The following is an 18,884-nucleotide window of genomic DNA, read 5'->3' as shown; positions in this document are numbered from 1 at the left end:
TGCCCCAGATCTTGAGGAGTGACGATGCCGGGCACCGATGACAAGCAGCTCGACTACCTGAAGCGGCTCACCGCGGACCTGCGCCGCACCCGGCGCCAACTGTCCGAGCTGGAGGGCAGGCTCTCCGAGCCGGTGGCGGTGGTGGGGATGGGTTGCCGGTACCCGGGCGGGATCGACTCCCCGGAACGCCTGTGGGAGTTGGTCATCGAGGGCCGCGACGCCGTCGGCGACTTCCCGGCGGACCGCGGCTGGGACGTGGACGCCCTCTACGACCCTGATCCCGACGCCCGCGGCAAGATGTACACGCGCCGGGGCAGCTTCCTGCACGACGCCGCCGACTTCGACGCCGGGTTCTTCGGCATCGGACCCAGCGAGGCGCTGGCGATGGACCCGCAGCAACGCATGCTGCTGGAGATCTCGTGGGAAGCCCTGGAACGGGCCGGGATCGACCCGCTCGGGTTGCGCGGTTCGGCGACCGGGGTGTTCGCCGGGGTCATCCACGCCGGATACGGCGGCGAGGTCAAGGGGGAGCTGGAGGGATACGGCCTCACCGGATCGACGCTGAGCGTGGCCTCGGGCCGGGTGTCCTACGTGCTCGGCCTGGAAGGCCCTGCGGTGTCGGTGGATACGGCGTGCTCCTCCTCGTTGGTGGCGATGCACCTGGCGGCGCAGTCGCTGCGCTCGGGCGAGTGCGATCTGGCGCTGGCCGGGGGCGGGACGGTGATGGCGACCCCCGCGGCGTTCGTCGAGTTCAGCCGGCAGCGGGCGATGGCCGCCGACGGCCGATGCAAGGTGTATGCCGGTGCCGCGGACGGGACTTCGTGGTCGGAGGGTGTCGGCGTGCTGGTGCTGGAGCGGTTGGCCGACGCGCGGCGGCTGGGCCACCCAGTCCTGGCGCTGCTGCGGGGTTCGGCGGTGAACCAGGACGGCGCCTCCAACGGTTTGACCGCCCCCAACGGGCCGTCGCAGCAACGGGTGATCCGGGCGGCGCTGGCCGGTGCGGGGCTGAGCACCGCCGACGTGGCCGTGGTGGAGGGCCACGGGACCGGAACCGTGCTGGGCGATCCGATCGAGATCCAGGCGCTTCTGGCGACGTACGGGCAGGGCCGCCCGGCGGATCGCCCGCTGTGGTTGGGGTCGATCAAATCCAACATCGGCCACACCTCGGCCGGCGCCGGGGTGGCCGGGGTGATCAAGATGGTGCAGGCGATTCGCCACGGCGTCATCCCGCAGACCCTGCACGTGGATGTGCCGACGCCGCACGTGGACTGGGCGGCCGGCGCGGTGTCGCTGCTGACCGGGCCGCAGCCGTGGCCGGACGGCCCGCGACGGGCCGGGGTGTCGTCATTCGGGATCAGCGGGACCAATGCGCACGTGATCGTGGAACAGCCACCCTCGGAACCGGACGAAAGCGTCGACGCCGAAGCCGACGACTCCCGGCCCGTGGTGCCCGTGCTGGTGTCGGGCCACTCGGATGCGGCGTTGGCCGCCCAGGCCGGGCGGCTGCTGGAGCACCTGAGCGCGCACGAGGACCTGCGGGTGGTGGACGTGGCCTGGTCGTCGGCGACCACGCGGTCGGTCCTCGAACACCGCGCCGTCCTGGTGGGCGCCGACCGCGGCGAGTTGGCGCGCGGGCTGGCGGCATTGGCCTCGGGCGACTCCGGTGCGGCCCTCGTGGGCCGCGCACGGCCGAACGGCAAGACGGTGTTCGCGTTTCCCGGCCAGGGCTCGCAGCGGCTCGGGATGGGCGCCCAGCTCTATGGGCGGTTCGGCGAGTTCGCCCGCGCCTTCGACGAGGCCGCGGCGGCACTGGACGCCCATCTGCGCCGCCCGCTGCGCCAGGTGATGTGGGGCGACGACCCGGAACTGTTGCAGCACACCGAGTTCGCCCAGCCGGCCCTGTTCGCCATCGAGGTCGCGATGGCGGCGCTGTGGCGATCCTGGGGGGTGGTCCCCGACATCGTGATGGGCCACTCGGTCGGGGAGATCGCCGCGGCCCACGTCGCCGGGGTGTTGTCCCTGGCCGACGCCGCTCGGCTGGTCGCCGCGCGCGGCCGGCTGATGGCGGACCTGCCCGCGGGCGGGGTGATGGTGGCCGTCGCCGCCGGTGAGGACCAGGTGGCGCCGTTGCTCACCGAGGGGGTGAGCGTCGCGGCGGTCAACGGGCCCACGTCGCTGGTGATTTCGGGCGAGCGGGCCGCGGTCGACGCCATTGCCGACCAGTTGGCCGCACGCGGCAGGCGGGTGCATCGGCTGGCCGTCTCGCATGCGTTCCATTCGGCGCTGATGGAGCCGATGCTGGAGGATTTCTCCGCGGTACTGGACGGCGTGACGGCCGGCGCGCCCCGAATGGCGTTGGTGTCCAACCTGACCGGCGAGCTGGCCGATACCGGTTACGGCTCGGCGCACTACTGGGTGGAGCACGTGCGCCGGCCGGTGCGCTTCCTCGACGGAGTGCGCCTGGCCGAGTCGCTGGGCGCCGGGGTCTTCCTCGAAGTGGGCCCCGGTGCGGCGTTGACGGCCTCGGTGCAGCAGAGCCTGCGCGACGACCGGGCCATGTCGGTCGTGACGATGCCTAAGAACGGCCCCGAGATCGACGCGCTGCTCGCCGCGGCGGGCCGGCTGTTCACCGCCGGCGCCGGTGTGGACTGGCGCGCGGTGTTCGCCGGTCTGGACGTGCGAACGGTGCCGCTGCCGACGTATGCGTTCCAGCGGCGCCGGTTCTGGCTGCCGGCCTCCTCGGTGGGGTCGCGGGACGCGGGCGGTCTGGGACTGGTCGGGACCGGGCACCCGCTGCTGGGCGCGGTGGTGCAGCGGCCGGATTCGGGCGGGGTGGTGTTGACGGGCCGCCTGTCGGTGGGCACCCAGCCTTGGCTGGCCGACCACGCCGTCGGTGGCGTGCTGCTCTTTCCCGGAGCCGGGTTCGTGGAGCTGGTGCTGCGGGCCGGTGACGAGGCCGGCTGCCCGGTGCTCGAGGAGCTGACGTTGTCGGCGCCGTTGCTGCTGCCCGCGTCCGGCGGTGTGCAGGTACAGGTGGTGGTCGACGCCGCCGGCGCAGCCGGTGCTCGTACGTTCGCCGTGTATTCATCGGGGGAAGAACAGGATTCGGAGTGGACCAGGCACGCCGAAGGCACCCTGGGCGCGGCCGCGGTCGCGCCCGGCGCGGACCTGGCGGTGTGGCCGCCCGTCGGCGCGACGGCGGTGGACGCCGGCGGGGCCTATGACCGGCTGGCCGGGCGTGGCTACGGGTATGGCCCGGCCTTTCGCGGCCTGCGGGCGGTGTGGCGGCGGGGGAGCGAGGTGTTCGCCGAGGTCGATGTTCCGCAGGACGCCAATGTGGCGTTGGGCGGCTTCGGGATTCACCCCGTGGTGCTCGACGCGGCGTTGCATGCGCTGGGGGTCGCCGACGAGCAGGCGGCGGCCGTGCTGCCGTTCTCCTGGCAAGGGGTGTGCCTGCACGCGGCCGGCGCGTCACGGATCCGGGTGCGGCTGGCGCCGGCGGGAACGGGCGCGGTGTCGGTCGAGCTGGCCGACGCGTCGGGCCTGCCGGTGTTGTCGGTGCGGGAGTTGTCGCTACGCCCCGTCTCCGCCGAGCAGTTGGCCGCGGCCGGTGGCCGCTCGGGCCGTGACGGGCTCCTCGAGGTGGTGTGGTCCCCGGTGTCCCCGGCCGACGACGCGGTCGGTGGCGAGCACTCGGTCTGGGAATGCTCGGCCGCGGGTGGGGGAGCGCTCAAATCGGTCCACGCGGCCACCAGCGAGGCGCTGACGACGTTGCAGTCCTGGCTGACTCGCGACGGGGCGGGGCCGTTGGTGGTGTCCACCCGCGGGGCGGTGGCCCCGGCCGACGAGGGCGTCGACGATCTCGCCGGCGCCGCGGTGTGGGGCCTGGTCCGGTCGGCGCAGGCCGAGCATCCGGGCCGGTTCGTGCTGGTCGATTCGGACGGATCCGTCGAGCTCGACACCGTACTCGCCTGTGGTGAGCCACAATTGGTGGTGCGCGACGGCGTCGTTCACGGCGCCCGGCTGAGGCCGGCCGCCGCACAATTCCTGCGATTGCCCTCCGATGGCTGGCGGTTGGCCGCCGGCGGCGGGGGGACGCTGGACGACGTGACGTTGCAGCAGTGCCCGCGCGCGGAACTGGCGGCCGGGCAGGTGCGGGTGGCGCTGGCCGCGGCCGGGGTGAACTTCCGGGACGTGCTGGTGGCGTTGGGCATGTATCCGGGTGCGGCGCAGCTGGGCGCCGAGGGGGCCGGGATCGTCGTCGAGGTTGCCCCGGACGTGACGGGGTTGGCCGTCGGCGATGCGGTGCTCGGGATCGTCGGGCTGACGGGGTCCGAAGCGGTGGTGGATCGGCGGTTGGTTGTCCGGGTGCCGCAGGGGTGGGCGCTGTCCCAGGCCGCCGGTGTGCCGGTGGTGTTCCTGACGGCGTGGTACGGGTTGGCGGATCTGGCCGGGCTGCGCGCCGGTGAGCGGGTGTTGGTGCACGCCGCGACGGGCGGGGTCGGGATGGCCGCGGTGCAGCTGGCCAGGCATTGGGGCGTAGAGGTTTTCGCCACGGCCAGCCGCGGCAAGTGGGACACGTTGCGGGACATGGGGTTCGACGACGATCACATCGGAGACTCGCGGACGTTGGAGTTCGAGCAGAAGTTCCTGGCCACCACCGGCGGCGCGGGTGTGGACGTGGTGCTCAACTCGCTGGCTGGGGAGTTCACCGACGCCTCGTTGCGGTTGCTGCGCCCCGGTGGGCGCTTCATCGAGATGGGCAAAACGGATCTGCGCGACCCCCGGGTCGTCGCCGAGCGATACCGCGACGTCTGTTACCGGGCATTCGATCTCATGGAGGCCGGGGAAGACCGCATCGCGGCGATGCTCGGCGAGCTGACGGCCTTGTTCGCCGAGGGAGCCCTCGAGCCGTTGCCGGTCAAGGCTTTCGATGTGCGGCGCGCCGCGGACGCCTACCGGTTCGTCAGCCAGGCCCGCCATATCGGCAAGGTGTTGCTCACGCTGCCCGGCGCGCCCGGCGTCGGGCTGGCCGCGGGCACGGTGCTGATCGCCGGTGGAACCGGCATGGCGGGCGCCGCGGTGGCCCGGCACCTGGTGAGCCGTTACGGCGTTCGGCATCTGGTGTTGGCCGGTCGTCGCGGTCCGGCCGCCGACGGTGTCGATCTGCTGGTGGAGGAGTTGTCGCAGCGGGGGACGCGGGTGTCGGTGGTGGCCTGCGACGTGGCCGATCGGGACGCGCTGGCGGCACTGCTGGCCGGCGTGCCCGAGGAACATCCGTTGACGGGCGTGATCCACGCCGCCGGCGTCCTCGACGACGGCATGGTCGCGTCGCTGACCCCGGATCGGGTGGACACGGTGCTGCGTGCCAAGGTCGATGGGGCCTGGCATCTGCACGAACTGACCCAAGATCTGGATCTGGCCGCGTTCGTGCTGTTTTCGTCGCTGGCGGGGATCGTGGGCGCGCCCGGCCAGGGCAACTATGCCGCCGCCAACAGCTTCCTCGATGCGCTGGCCGCGTACCGGCGTGCGCACGGGTTGCCGGGCCTGTCGCTGGCCTGGGGGCTGTGGGAGCAGGCCTCGGGTATGACCGCCCATCTGGGCGATCGCGACAGATCCCGCATCGGCCGGTCCGGCCTGGCGGCCCTGTCGAGCGAGCAGGCGCTCGAACTGTTCGACACCGCCTTGCTGGGCGAGCGCCCCGTCGTGGTGGCCACGCGGCTGGACCGGGTTGCGTTGGCCGGCAACGCCGACGACCTGCCGCCGTTGTTGCGGGAGCTGGCCGCCCGCCCGACGCGGCGTGTCGTCGCCGACGCCGACGCCACCATGGCGGCGACCGGATTACGGGCGCGGCTGGAGGGTATGACCGCCGAGCGGCGCCGCCGCGAACTCGTGGACCTGGTCTGCGGCAATGCCGCCACCGTGTTGGGCCAAAGTGTCGCGGACATCGACGGCGACAAGGCTTTCCAAGACCTCGGGTTCGATTCGCTGACCGCGGTCGAATTGCGCAACCGGCTCAAGACGGCGACGGGGCTGACCCTGTCGCCCACGGTGATCTTCGATCACCCCACGCCGTCTGCTCTGGCCGAGTACGTCGACGCCGAAATCGCTACCGGCACAGTAGCTTCGGGTGACAAGCAGCCGAATCCGATGGCCCGCTTCAACGACATCGCCCGGGAACTGCAGGCTCTGCTCGACAGACCGGGCTGGAATACCGACGACAGGGCGCGGTTGAGCGCTCGGCTGCAGGTCATGCTCGCGGGCCTGACCGCCCCGCCCGAACCGGAGTACGCCGACGTCCCGTTCGACGACGACATCAACACCGCGACCGAGAGTCAGCTCTTCGCGATCCTCGACGACGACGCCGGGCCCTAAACCTGCGTGGGCCGGGTCAGCCGGTAGCGCCGTCGTGACCGGGTGTGCCCGTGGTACCGCCGGACGCGCCACTGCCGACGCTGCCACCGCCGGCGCCCGTGCCACCGTGGCCACCGGGCGAGCCGCCGTCGCCGCCGTCGCCGCCGTTTCCGCCGCTGCCGCCGGAACCCGTGGCGGAGGCGAGGAGACCGCCCGCGCTGCCGGAGCCGCCGGTAGCGCCCACCGTGCCGTCGCCGCCGGTCCCGCCGGTGCCGCCGCCGATCGCGTCGCCGCCGGTTCCGCCGTTGCCCCCGGCGCCGCCGGTTCCGCCGTCACCGCCGCTGCCGCCGATCAGGCCGACGATGCCGCCCGCACCGCCGCGGCCCCCGATGGCTGCGGTGCCGCCGGCTCCGCCCGTTCCGCCGTTGCCGCCGCCGGTCGCCGTCCCGCCGTCGCCGCCGGTCCCGCCGGCGCCACCGGCCCCACCGACACCGCCGTCGCCCGTCCCGACCGTGGCGCCGGCGCCGCCCGCCCCGGCGCTTCCGCCGTCACCGCCGGTCCCGCCGCCGCCGCCGCTGCCGCCATCGGTTGCGGTCCCACCGACACCGCCGTCACCGCCGGCGCCGCCGGCGCCGCCGGTCCCGCCGGCGGCGCTTCCCAGCAGACCGGTGCCGCCGATGCCTCCTGCGCCGCCGGCGCCGCCGCCACCGCCGGTGCCGCCGCTGCCGCCGTTGATCCCGCCGACTCCGGCGCCGCCCGCACCGCCCGTGCCGCCCGTGCCGCCCTTCAGCCCCGCACTGCCGTCGAGATTGCCCAGCACGTCGCCGCCGGCGGCGCCGTTGTCTCCGGTGCCGCCGGTGCCGCCGGTGCCGCCGTTGCCGCCGTTGCCGCCTTGCCCGGCCGCGCCGCTGGTGCCCGCGCCGTCGCCGACGGTGCCGGCCGTTCCGCCCGCCCCGGCGTTGCCGCCGTTGCCGCCGTTGCCGCCGGCGGCTCCCGCCTGCCCGAGCCCGAGGCTGCTGCCGGCGTCGGCGCCGTTGCCGCCGATGCCCCCGTCGCCGCCGGTACCGCCGCTGCCGTTGGCTGCCGTGGTGCCCCCGGCATCGCCTCCCGCCCCGCCGGTTCCGCCGGCTCCGCCGTTGCCGCCGTTGCCGCCGGTGGCGCTGCCCAGCAGGTTGGTGCCCGCGGTGCCGTCGCCGCCGGAGCCGCCGTTGCCGCCGGCGCCGCCGACACCGCCGGCTCCGGCGGTGCCGGTGGTGCCGGTGCCGGTGTGGATGGTCCCGGCCGCGCCGCCGGCTCCGGCGTCGCCGCCGGCGCCGCCGTTGCCGCCGAGACCGCCGTTGGTGCTGGCCAGTCCCAGACTCAGTGCTGAGGCGCCGTCACCGCCGTGCCCGCCGGCTCCGCCGTCACCACCGAGCCCGCCACTGCCGGCGGTGCCACCGGCATAACTGTCCCCACCGGCACCGCCGGAGCCGCCGTGGCCGCCGGTGTAGCCGTTGGTGGCGTTGAGCAGGCCCAGGCTGCCGGCGACGGCGCTGCCGTTGGTGCCGTTGTCGCCAGCGCCGCCTTGGCCGCCTTGGCCGCCGTTGCCGCCGGTGCCTGCGGTGCCGGTGGTGCCGGTGCCGGTGAGTCCGCCGGTGCCGGCTGTGCCGCCGGCGCCGGCGTTGCCGCCGGTCCCGCCGTTGCCGCCGTCACCGCCGTTGGCTCCTAGGAGGAGGCCGGTGGCGCCGGCGCCGCCGTTACCGCCGGTGCCGCCGTTGCCGCCGTGACCGCCGTTGCCGTTGGCCACTCCGGGGGCGCCGTTGCCGCCGGCGCCGCCGGCGCCGCCGTCACCGCCGGTGTAGCCGGTGGTGCCGCTGGCGCCGGTGAGGGTGTTGAGCAGGCCGCTGCCGGCGGTGCCGTTGGCGCCGGTGCCGCCGTTGCCGCCGTTGCCGCCGTCCCCGGCGGCCCCTGATGCCCCGGCAGTGCCCGTACCGTTGCCGATGGCCCCGGCGGCCCCGCCGGCGCCGGCGTTGCCGCCGGTGCCGCCGGCCCCGCCGTTAGAGCCGGCCTGGCCGAGTCCGAGGCTGCTGGCGGCGTCGGCGCCGTTGCCGCCGGTGCCGCCGGACCCGCCGGTCCCGCCGGACCCGTTGGCCGCCCCGGTGCCTCCGGCATCACCGCCGGTGCCGCCGGCCCCGCCGGCCCCGGCGTTGCCGCCGGCTCCGCCGGTGGTGCTGCCCAACACGGTGGTGCCCGCGGCGCCTTGGGCGCCCGAGCCGCCGTTGCCGCCGTGTCCGCCGACACCGCCGGCTCCCGCGGTGCCGGCGGTGCCGGTGCCGCCGTGCAGGCCTCCGGCCGCTCCGCCGGCTCCGGCATCCCCACCGGCGCCGCCGTTGCCGCCGCCACCGCCGTTGGTGCTGGCCACCCCCAGGTTCAGCGCTGAGGCGCCGTCACCGCCGTTGCCGCCGATTCCGCCGTTGCCGCCGAGCCCGCCGTCACCGGCGGTCCCGCCGTCGTAGGCGCTGCCGCCGGCGCCGCCGGCCCCACCGAGACCGCCGTGTCCGGCGTTGCCGGCGTTCAGGCCGCCCAGGACCACGCTGCCGGCGCCGCCGTCACCGCCGTCACCGCCGGCCCCGCCGACCCCGCCGGCCCCGCCGGTGCCGCTGCCGGCCAGCCCGCCTTGTCCGGCCGCACCGCCGGCCCCGGCATCGCCTCCGGCGCCACCGATACCGCCGGACCCGCCGGACCCGGTGGCCGCGCCCACCAAACCGGCGGCTCCGGCCCCACCGTCACCGCCGTTGCCGCCGACACCGCCGTCGCCGTTGGCCACCCCGGCCGCTCCGTCACCGCCGGCCCCGCCGGCCCCGCCGGCCCCGCCGGCCAAACCATTGCCGCCGTTGAGCGTGCCCAACACCGTGCTGCCGGCATCCCCGGCGCCGCCGCTGCCGCCGTTGCCGCCGTCCCCGGCAGCCCCCGACACCCCGGCAGTGCCCGCACCGGTGCCCCCGGTGCCGGCGGCCCCACCGGCGCCGGCGTTGCCGCCGGTACCGCCGGCCCCGCCGTCAGCCCCGGCCAGCCCCAACCCGAGGCTCGAACCCGCATCCGCGCCGGCCCCGCCGTGTCCGCCGGACCCGCCGGCCCCCCCGGACCCGTTGGCCGCCCCGACCCCTCCGGCCGCACCACCGGCCCCGCCGGCCCCACCATTGCCCGCATCACCGCCGGCCCCGCCGGCCAACGTCGCCACCACATCGGTGCCCGCGGTGCCGTCGCCGCCGGAGCCGCCGTCGCCGCCGGCGCCGCCGACACCGCCGGCTCCCCCGGTGCCGGTGGTGCCGGTGCCGGTGTGGATGGTCCCGGCCGCGCCGCCGGCTCCGGCGTCGCCGCCGGCGCCGCCGTTGCCGCCGAGACCGCCGTTGGTGCTGGCCAGTCCCAGACTCAGTGCTGAGGCGCCGTCACCGCCGTGCCCGCCGGCTCCGCCGTCACCACCGAGCCCGCCACTGCCGGCGGTGCCACCGGCATAACTGTCCCCACCGGCACCGCCGGCGCTGCCGTTGGTGCCGTCGCCACCCGCGCCGCCTTGCCCGCCGGCACCGCCGGTCCCGCCGGATCCGACCGTCCCGCCGCCGCCGCCGGTGCCGACCGCGCCGCCCGACCCGGCGTTGCCGCCCGCCCCGCCGTTGCCGCCGTTGCCGCCGGCGACCGCGGAGGCGCCCACACCGCCGTTACCGCCGGCCCCACCGACGCCGCCGTCACCGCCCGCCCCGCCGCTGCCGTTGAGACCTCCGGCCCCGCTGTTGCCGCCCGTCCCGCCGTTGCCGCCGACACCGCCGGCGGTACCGTCGCCGCCGTTGAGGCCGACGGCGTCGCTGACCCCGGCAGTGCCCGCGCCGCCGGTGCCGCCGGCGCCGCCGGTGCCGCCGGCGCCCCAGGTTCCGGCCTGGCCCGTGAGGCCCAGGATTCCGCCCGCGCCGCCGCTGCCCGGGCCGCCGGCGTTGCCGCCCGCCCCGCCGTTGCCGCCGTTCCCGCCGGCCAGGCCCAGGCTGTCGGCACCGTTCCCGCCAGAGCCGCCGCTTCCGCCAATGCCGCCGCTGCCTCCGGCACCGCCGAACCCGATCAGCTGGTTGGTGCCGCCGGCACCACCGGCACCGCCGTCGCCGCCGGTCCCGCCGTCGCCGCTTGTCGCACCGGTCGCACCGATGCCGCCGGCGCCGCCGCTTCCGCCGGCCCCGGCGACGCCGAGCACCGCCTCGTTGCCGCCGACTCCGCCGGCCCCGCCGTTGCCGGCGGCGAAGCCGGCAAAGCCGGCTCCGCCCTGCCCGCCGGTGCCGCCGGCACCACCGAAGCCGAACAAGCCCTCGGTGCCCCCGGCCCCACCCGTCCCACCGCTGCCGCCGGCCAATCCGATGCCGGAGAGATTGAGCCCGGCACCGCCGCCGGCCCCGCCGATTCCGCCGGATCCGCCGGACCCGAAGATGATGCCGCCCGCACCGCCGACCCCGCCGGCGCCCCGGTATGGCCCATGGCGCCGGCCCCGCCCGTACCGCCGATCCCGCCGTTGCCGAAGAAACCGGCCGCGCCTCCGGCGCCGCCCGGTCCGGCCGGTGTGATGGCGGTTCCGGCCACGCCGGAGCCCCCGTTGCCCCCGTTGCCCCACAGAATCCCGCCGGGTCCGCCGGCCTGTCCGGTGCCCGGCGCCCCATTCGTGCCGTTGCCGATCAACGGGCGCCCGAGCGCGGCCTCGGCCGGCGCGTTGATCACGCCCAGAATGTCGTGCCGCACGGTTTGCAGCGGTGACGCGTTGGCCGCCTCGGCGGCCGCATACGTCCCGGCCGCTCCACTCAGGGCCCGAACGAACTGCGAATGAAATGCCGTCGCCTGCGCGCCCATTGCCTGGTATTCCCGGCCGTAGGCGCCGAACAAGCGCGCTACGGCGGTCGACACCTCGTCCCGGGCGGCGGCGAGCATGCCCGTCGTCGGAGCCGCGGCGGCGGTATGCGCCGCCGCGAGCCCCGATCGGATACTTTCCAGGTCCGCAGCCGCGGCGGACACCATGTCTGGAGACATGACAAGTAAAGACACAGGGCTCCCCTGCCTGGTCTGGGATTAATTGGACTTAAGTGCAATTGGCGCTGTTTCGGAGCATAGGTAGCCATAGGACATAGTCGGAAGGGATACGTTCGTTTTCATTTAACGATTTCGTAATGCGGACGTACGCACGCCGGACGGTGTGCCGGCCCGGTGAGCGCAGCGGCGCGGATGTGCCATCGCGCCGGCGAGCCCGGGGCTCGCTCGGCGCCGGCGGTCGGCTCGTGCGCCGCGGATCGACGGGCGGCACGGGTCGTGCTAGACCTCATTCCGTGAAGCAACCCGCGCGGCCGACGGACGTGGCGATCATCGGCCTCGCGTGCAGGTTCCCGTCGGCGGCCGGCCCCCGGGACCTCTGGCGCCTGATCGGCGACGGGGCGGAAGCGGCAAAGGCGTTCGACGACGTCACCGGCTTCGACGCCGACTTCTTCAACGTGTCGCCGCGCGAGGCCCGCGCGATGGACCCCCGGCAGCGCCTGGCCCTCGAGTTGGCCTGGGAGCTGTTCGAGGACGCTTTCGTCCTGCCGGCGACGCTGGGCGGCGAGCAGGTCGGCGTCTACCTCGGGGCGATGACCGACGACTACGCCCTGTTGACGCTGAGCGGCGCGCCGGAGCATCTCGATCATCAGTCGTTCGCCGGTATCGCCCGGGGAATGATCGCCAACCGGGTCTCGTATGCATTCGGGTTGCGCGGCCCCAGCCTGACCGTCGACAGCGGCCAGTCGTCGTCGCTGGTCGCCGTGCACCTGGCCTGTGAGAGCCTGCGCCGCGGTGAGTCCGCGCTGGCGGTAGCCGGCGGCCTCCAGCTGAACCTGGCGGACGAAACCCGGTCGCTGGAAACGGCATTCGGCGCCGTGTCACCGTCGGGTCACACCTACGCGTTCGACGCACGCGCGGACGGTTACGTGCGAAGCGAAGGCGCCGGCCTCGTGCTGCTCAAACCGCTGCGCGCCGCCCTCGATGACGGGAACCGCATCCGCGCCGTCATCCGCGGCAGTGCGGTGGGCAACGCCGGGCATACCGCCGCCGGTCAGACCGTGCCCTCGGTTCCCGGCGAGGCCGACGTCATCCGCACGGCGCTGGCCCGGGCAGGTCTGGAAGCCGGCGATCTCCACTACGTCGAGGCGCACGGCACGGGCACCCGGGTCGGCGATCCCGTGGAGGCGAACGCACTCGGGGAGGTTTTCGCGGGCCCTCGCGAGGAGCCGTTGCGGGTGGGATCGGTGAAGACCAACATCGGCCACACCGGAGCCGCCGCGGGGGTCGCAGGCCTACTGAAGGCAGTGCTGGCGATCGAAAACGCCTTGATCCCACCAAGTCTCAACTATTCCACCCCCGATCCGGCCCTCGACCTGCCGGCGCTTGGCCTGCGGGTCAACACGACGCCGCTGCCATGGCAACACGATGTGCGGCGGGCCGGGGTGTCGTCGTTCGGCATGGGCGGCACCAACGCGCACGTGATCGTCGAACAGGCCCCGCCGCGCTCGGAAAGCCCCGGGGCCCAACGGGATGACGTGGCGGTGCCGTGGGTGTTGTCGGCCCGCTCGGCCGCGGCGCTGAGCAACCAGGCGACACGGTTGCTGACGCACGTCTCCGCCGACGCGGAGCTTCGCCCCTGCGATGTGGCGTGGTCGTTGGTCGCGACGCGTTCGGTGTTCGAGCATCGGGCGGTGCTGGTGGGCTCGACTCGCGAGCAGGTCACCGTCGGCCTGGCGGAGTTGGCCGCCGGTGAGCCGGGTGCCGACGTCATCGCGGGGCGGGTGCGACCGGTGGGTAAGACGGCGTTCGTCTTTCCCGGTCAGGGCGCGCAGTGGTTGGCGATGGGGCGCCGGCTCCACGAGCGGTTCTCGTTGTTCGCCAACGCCTTTGACGAGGCAGCGCGCCTGCTGGATGCCCGGATGCGGCTGCCCCTGAAGCAGGTGATGTGGGGCAGTGACCCAGACCTGCTGCATGACACCGAGTTTGCGCAGCCGGCGCTGTTCGCCGTCGAGGTGGCGTTGGCGGCATTGTGGCGGTCGTGGGGTGTGGAGCCCGATCTGGTGATGGGGCATTCGGTGGGCGAGATCGCCGCGGCGTATGTTGCCGGCGCCCTGTCGCTGCAGGATGCATCCGAAATCGTGGCGGCCCGGGGGCGGTTGATGAGCGCGCTTCCCGCCGGCGGGGTGATGGTCGCAGTGGCGGCCGGGGAGGCCGAGGTGGCCCCCCTGCTCGTCGACGGTGTCAGCATCGCAGCGGTCAACGGCCCGGCCTCGGTGGTTCTCTCCGGTGCAGCAGAACCCGTCGACGCCGTGGTGGACCGGTTGGCCCGGGATGGCCGGCGGGTGCGCCGCCTGGCGGTCTCGCATGCGTTTCATTCGGCGCTGATGGAGCCGATGCTCGGGGACTTCGCGACGGTGGTCTCCGGCGTGACGGCCGCAGAACCGCGAATTCCGCTGGTATCGAACGTGACTGGGCGGTTGGCCGGTCATGGGTACGGCTCGCCGGATTACTGGGTGGAACATGTGCGTCGCCCGGTGCGCTTCGCCGACGGGGTCGGGTTGGCCGAGTCGCTGGGAGCCGGCGTGTTCGTGGAAATCGGCCCCGCCGGCGGTCTGAGCGCCGCTATAGAGCAGATCCTGACCGACGAGCGGGCCTTCGCGGTGGTGACGATGCCCAGGGACCGGCCCGAAATCGACTCGGCGCTCGGTGCGGCCGCACGGTTGTTCGCTACGGGCGTACCCGTGGACTGGGCCGGGGCGTTTGCAGACGTCGATGCCCACCCGGTCGAGTTGCCCACGTACGGCTTTGCCAGGCAGCGATTTTGGCTGGATGAGCGGGGAGAGACGGCGCCGCGACCAGCCACCCTGGCCGACGGACTGCACGCGTTGTCCGCCGACGATCAGCGTCGTCGGCTCGTGGAATTGGTGTGCTCGAATGCGGCGATTGTCTTGGGCCACCCGGCCGGCAGTGACATCGATGCCGAACAGGCCTTCCAGGACCTGGGGTTCGATTCGATGACCGGGGTCGAGTTGCGCAATCGCCTCGGAAGCGACGTCGGGTTGGCTTTGTCACGCACCCTGATATTCGACTATCCCACGCCGGCCGCATTGGCCGAGCACTTGCAGCAACGACTGCTGCACCGCGAGGCCGGGGAATCCGAAGAAGAACGGATCTGGTCGATGCTGCGCAAGATTCCGTTACGCGAACTGCGGCGCACCGGATTGCTTGACGAACTTCTGCTGGTCGCCGGTCAACTTCCGGCTCGTGACGCACCGGTCGGGGCTGATGAGATCGACGCGCTCAGCCCCGACGCATTGGTGGCGATGGCGCTGAATTCAGAGGAGCCCGAGGACGTCGATTGACGAAATTCTTGCTGGCAGCGGCGATTACGTGGCGAAAATCCCGCCCTAATACCACATGTGTTTAATAGCGAGAATTTTGCGACCGTGAAAATTACGTCCTAAGATTTCGACCGCAGGGGGCCTTTTTCGGGCGGGGGCACCGGAGGTAGAACATTGAGCGTCATAGCGGGTGTGTTCGGGGCATTGCCGCCGAATAGGTACAGCCAGAGCGAGGTCACCGACCAGTTCGTCGAGTTCCCCGGGCTCAAGGAGCACGAGGAAATCGTTCGGCGCCTGCACGCCGCCGCGAAGGTCAACGCGCGCCACCTCGTCCTCCCGCTGGAAAGGTACGCGTCGCTCACCGACTTCGGCGAGGCGAACGAGATCTTCATCGAGAACGCGGTCGAACTCGGCTGCGAGGCGCTGCTGGGTGCGCTGGATGAGGCGGGTCTGCAGCCCCAGGACATCGACATGATCATGACCACGACGGTCACCGGCGTCGCCGTGCCGTCGCTGGACGCCCGGATCGCCGGACGGCTCGGCCTGCGACCCGACGTGCGCCGCATGCCGCTGTTCGGCCTCGGCTGCGTCGCCGGCGCGGCGGGGGTGGCCCGGGTGCACGACTATCTGCGCGGCGCGCCCGACGACGTCGCGGTGCTGCTTTCGGTCGAGCTGTGCTCGCTGACGTACCCGGCGTGCAAACCCACGGTGTCGGGCCTGGTCGGGAGCGCCCTGTTCGGCGACGGTGCGGCCGCGGTGGTGGCCGTGGGGGAGCGCCGGGCCCAACGCGACGAACGACTCCGCGCCAGCGGCCCGGACATCGTCGACACGCGCAGCCGCCTGTACCCCGATTCGCTGAACATCATGGGCTGGAACGTCAGTTCCGCCGGCCTCCAACTGGTGCTGTCCCCGGAGTTGCCGGCGCTCATCCACCGTTACCTCGCCGACGACGTCAACGGGTTCCTCGCCGCGCACGGGTTGAGCACGGACGACATCGGTGCCTGGGTCACCCATCCCGGCGGGCCCAAGGTCCTCAACGCGATTACCGACAGCCTCGATCTGCCGCCCGAGGCACTCGAGTTGACGTGGCGCTCGCTGGGGGAGATCGCCAACCTCTCGTCGGCCTCGGTGCTGCACATCCTGCGCGACACCATCGCCAAGCCGCCGCCCAGCGAAAGCCCCGGGCTGATGCTTGCGATGGGGCCCGGATTCTGTTCCGAGATGGTGCTGTTGCGCTGGCACTGACCCGCCGATGTCCCGGGCCCGCTGGACCCGGGGGCGCGGCGACGATTATTCGAGGGTCTCGGACAGCTCCAGCCAGCGGCTTTCGGTCGCGGCGACCTCGTCTTCCAGCCCGCGCAGCTCCTGGGTCAACCGGGTGATGCCGACGTGGTCGGCCTGGTCGTGCTCGGCGAGCTCGACGTGCTTGGCGGCGATCCGGTCGGCCAGACGCGCCAGCTGCCTGTCGACGCCGGCCAGTTCCTTTTCGGCGGCACGCCGCTGTGCGCCGGACATCGCCTGCGGCTCCGAAGCCTTGGCGCTTGCCGGCCCGGCGGCGTTCGCCGCGGTGCGCTGCGCCGCCAGCCGCAGGTACTCGTCGATGCCGCCGGGCAGATGCCGCAGCCGCCCGTCGAGGATCGCGTACTGCTGATCGGTGACCCGTTCCAGCAGATAGCGGTCGTGCGAGACGACGATCAGCGTGCCGGCCCAGGAGTCGAGCAGGTCCTCGGTGGCGGTGAGCATGTCGGTGTCGACGTCGTTGGTGGGCTCGTCGAGCAGCAGCACGTTCGGTTCGGACAACAATGTGAGCATCAGCTGCAGTCGCCGCCGCTGGCCCCCGGACAGGTCGGCGACCCGCGCGGACAGCTGGCCGCGGCCGAACCCCAGCCGCTCCAGCAGCTGCGTCGGGGTGACCTCGCGGTCCTCGACCTGGTAGCCGCCGCGCAGCCGGGCCAGGACGTCGGCGATCCGGTCCCCGGCCACCGGGGCGAGCATCTCGCCCTGCTGGTCGAGCACCGCCAGCCGCACGGTCTTGCCACGTTTGACGCGCCCGCTGTCGGGCTGGATGGTGCCCGCGATCAGACCCAGCAGCGTCGACTTGCCGGCCCCGTTGGCGCCGACGATGCCGGTGCGCTCGCCCGGGCCGATTCGCCATTCGATGTCGCGCAGCACCGGGCGGCCCCCGAAGGAGACCGACACGTCGAGCAGGTCGATGACGTCCTTGCCCAGCCGGGCACTCGCCAGCTTGGCCAGTTCGACGGTGTTGCGCAGCGGCGGCACGTCGGCGATCAGCTGGTTGGCGGCCTCGATGCGGAACTTGGGTTTGGAGGTCCGCGCCTGCGGGCCCCGGCGCAGCCAGGCCAGTTCCTTGCGCATCAGGTTCTGCCGTTTGGCCTCGGCCGTGGCGGCCAGCCGGTCGCGTTCGACGCGCTGCAGCACGTAGGCCGCATATCCGCCTTCGAAGGGCTCGACGATGCCGTCGTGCACTTCCCATGTCGTCGTCGCGACGTCGTCGAGGAACCAGCGATCGTGGGTGACCAGCAACAGGCCGCCGGTGTTGCGGGCCCAGCGTTGCCGCAGGTGCTCGGCCAGCCAGGTGATGCCTTCGATGTCGAGGTGGTTGGTGGGCTCGTCGAGGGCGATCACGTCCCATTCGCCCACCAGCAGCCTGGCCAGCTGCACTCGGCGTCGCTGACCCCCGCTGAGGGTGGCCACGGTCGCCTCCCAGGCGATGTCGGACACCAGGCCGCCGACGACGTCGCGCACCCGCGCGTCACCCGCCCACTGGTGTTCGGCCTGGTCGCCGACGAGGGTCCAGCCCACCGTGCGGTCGGGATCGAGGGTGTCGGCCTGGCTCACCGCGCCCACCCGCAGCCCGCTGCGGCGGGTGACCCGCCCTGAGTCCGGCTGCAGCTCACCGGTCAGCAGGGCGAGCAGGCTGGACTTGCCGTCGCCGTTTCGCCCGACGATGCCGATGCGCGCGCCGTCGTTGACCCCGAGCGTGACCGACTCGAAGACCACTTGAGTGGGATATTCCAGGTGAACGGCCTCGGCCCCCAATAGGTGCGCCACCGGGACGACCTTAGTCGGACGCCGGCGGCGGGCATCTACGACAGCGTGAGGCTTGCTGCACGAGAGCACACGACAGCGAAGTCCGATTTGAGTTACCCGTCAGGCTGCCCCGTCATCGCGGTGGCCGGAATGACGGCCGGCCGGCGCTACTCGAGCGCGAGCAGCGCGTGGTCGACGTGGCTGCGGGTGTCGGCCGGCGCCCTGCCGTCGGACACGACGTCGAGGAACCGCGACGCCAGGTCACGCAGCTTGACGTTGGCCTCCTGGGAACGCCAGGCCAGGATGCGAAACGCGCGCTCCGCGGAGATGCCGTAGGCGGCCATGAGCACGCCTTTGGCCTGTTCGATCCGCGCCCGGGAGGCGGCCGCCGTCGACATCACGGCGGTGATGTCGGACTGCAACGAGTCGGTGACGTCGACGTAGAAACCGGACATGCCGATGATCCGGCCGTCGTCGTCGACCATGCGGTCTCCGGCGACGACGACCCAGCGGGTGCGCCCGGCAGTGTCGATGATGCGGTGCCGGCTGCTGAACGGCTCTCCCTTGTGCAGGTGCTCCAGCACGGCCGCGACGCGCTCGCGGTCTTCGGGGTGCTTGTGCTTCAGCAGCAGTTGGGTGGTCGGCTCGACGCTCCCGGGCTCGTAGCCGTGCATGCGAGCGATCACGTCCGACCACTCCCAACGCTCGTCGTCCAGGAAGAACCGGAACCTGCCCACCTCCTGGGGCTCGCCCAGCCCCAGCACCAGATCGACCGGGGTGTGCCCCTCTTCCTGCATCACCTCGGACGTCATCGACTCGAGCGCCCGTGAATCGCTTTCGGTGCTCGCCTGCCCCTCGGTGTCTGGCCGCCCGTCCGGTCTGAGGACGAAGTCGCCTTCGAAATTCACAGTCATCGCGCGTCCCTCGCTGTACCGCTGCTTGTTTCTGTGAGTCACACATGCCCATTTTGGGAAAAGTTCATGCACGCCCGCGGACCCGGTGACCGGCCGGCGACGGTGACCCGGTAGCCGCGGGAAACGTCCTGATCAGGACCGCAAAGGGCGCTCATGTGCCATGATGGCCAGGCTGTCGAGAATC

General features: G+C 73.3%; 6 protein-coding genes and 1 pseudogene. 3 read left to right on the top strand and 4 right to left on the bottom strand.

Annotated features, from left to right (window positions below):
* Positions 1–24 precede the first annotated feature (24 nt).
* Positions 25–6,375: an SDR family NAD(P)-dependent oxidoreductase gene (locus AB8998_RS16665; protein ID WP_369738866.1), complete on the top strand. Its 6,351-nt coding sequence runs from the start codon at positions 25–27 to the stop codon at positions 6,373–6,375.
* Between the two features lie 16 nt (positions 6,376–6,391).
* On the opposite strand, the gene AB8998_RS16660 is transcribed toward AB8998_RS16665, so the two are convergent.
* Together AB8998_RS16660 and AB8998_RS16655 are read right to left on the bottom strand one after the other, a co-directional pair.
* Entirely contained in the window at positions 6,392–10,681 is a 4,290-nt protein-coding gene (locus AB8998_RS16660) for a hypothetical protein (RefSeq protein ID WP_369738865.1), read from the bottom strand.
* Positions 10,682–10,884: 203 nt separating this feature from the next.
* Positions 10,885–11,382 (bottom strand): annotated as a pseudogene (locus AB8998_RS16655) (PE family protein); the annotation flags it as partial.
* A 305-nt stretch (positions 11,383–11,687) separates the two neighbouring features.
* On the opposite strand from AB8998_RS16655, the gene AB8998_RS16650 reads away from it, so the two are divergent.
* Entirely contained in the window at positions 11,688–14,756 is a 3,069-nt protein-coding gene (locus AB8998_RS16650; protein ID WP_369738864.1) for a type I polyketide synthase, read from the top strand.
* 153 nt (positions 14,757–14,909) lie between these two features.
* On the top strand, positions 14,910–15,980 hold the full coding sequence (locus AB8998_RS16645) for a type III polyketide synthase (RefSeq protein ID WP_369738863.1): 1,071 nt from the start codon (positions 14,910–14,912) through the stop codon (positions 15,978–15,980).
* Between the two features lie 45 nt (positions 15,981–16,025).
* Here the strand turns inward: AB8998_RS16645 and AB8998_RS16640 are convergent, their stop codons facing one another.
* On the bottom strand, positions 16,026–17,807 hold the full coding sequence (locus tag AB8998_RS16640; protein ID WP_369738862.1) for an ABC-F family ATP-binding cassette domain-containing protein: 1,782 nt from the start codon (positions 17,805–17,807) through the stop codon (positions 16,026–16,028).
* A 146-nt stretch (positions 17,808–17,953) separates the two neighbouring features.
* Positions 17,954–18,598, bottom strand: coding sequence for a PAS and ANTAR domain-containing protein (locus AB8998_RS16635; protein WP_369741618.1), 645 nt, complete (start codon positions 18,596–18,598; stop codon positions 17,954–17,956).
* Between the last annotated feature and the right edge of the window lie 286 nt (positions 18,599–18,884).

The organism is Mycobacterium sp. HUMS_12744610 (genome assembly GCF_041206865.1).
Classification (GTDB): domain Bacteria; phylum Actinomycetota; class Actinomycetes; order Mycobacteriales; family Mycobacteriaceae; genus Mycobacterium; species Mycobacterium servetii.
Note: the sequence above shows the minus strand (reverse complement) of the source record. Positions and strands in the feature narration are given on the sequence as shown.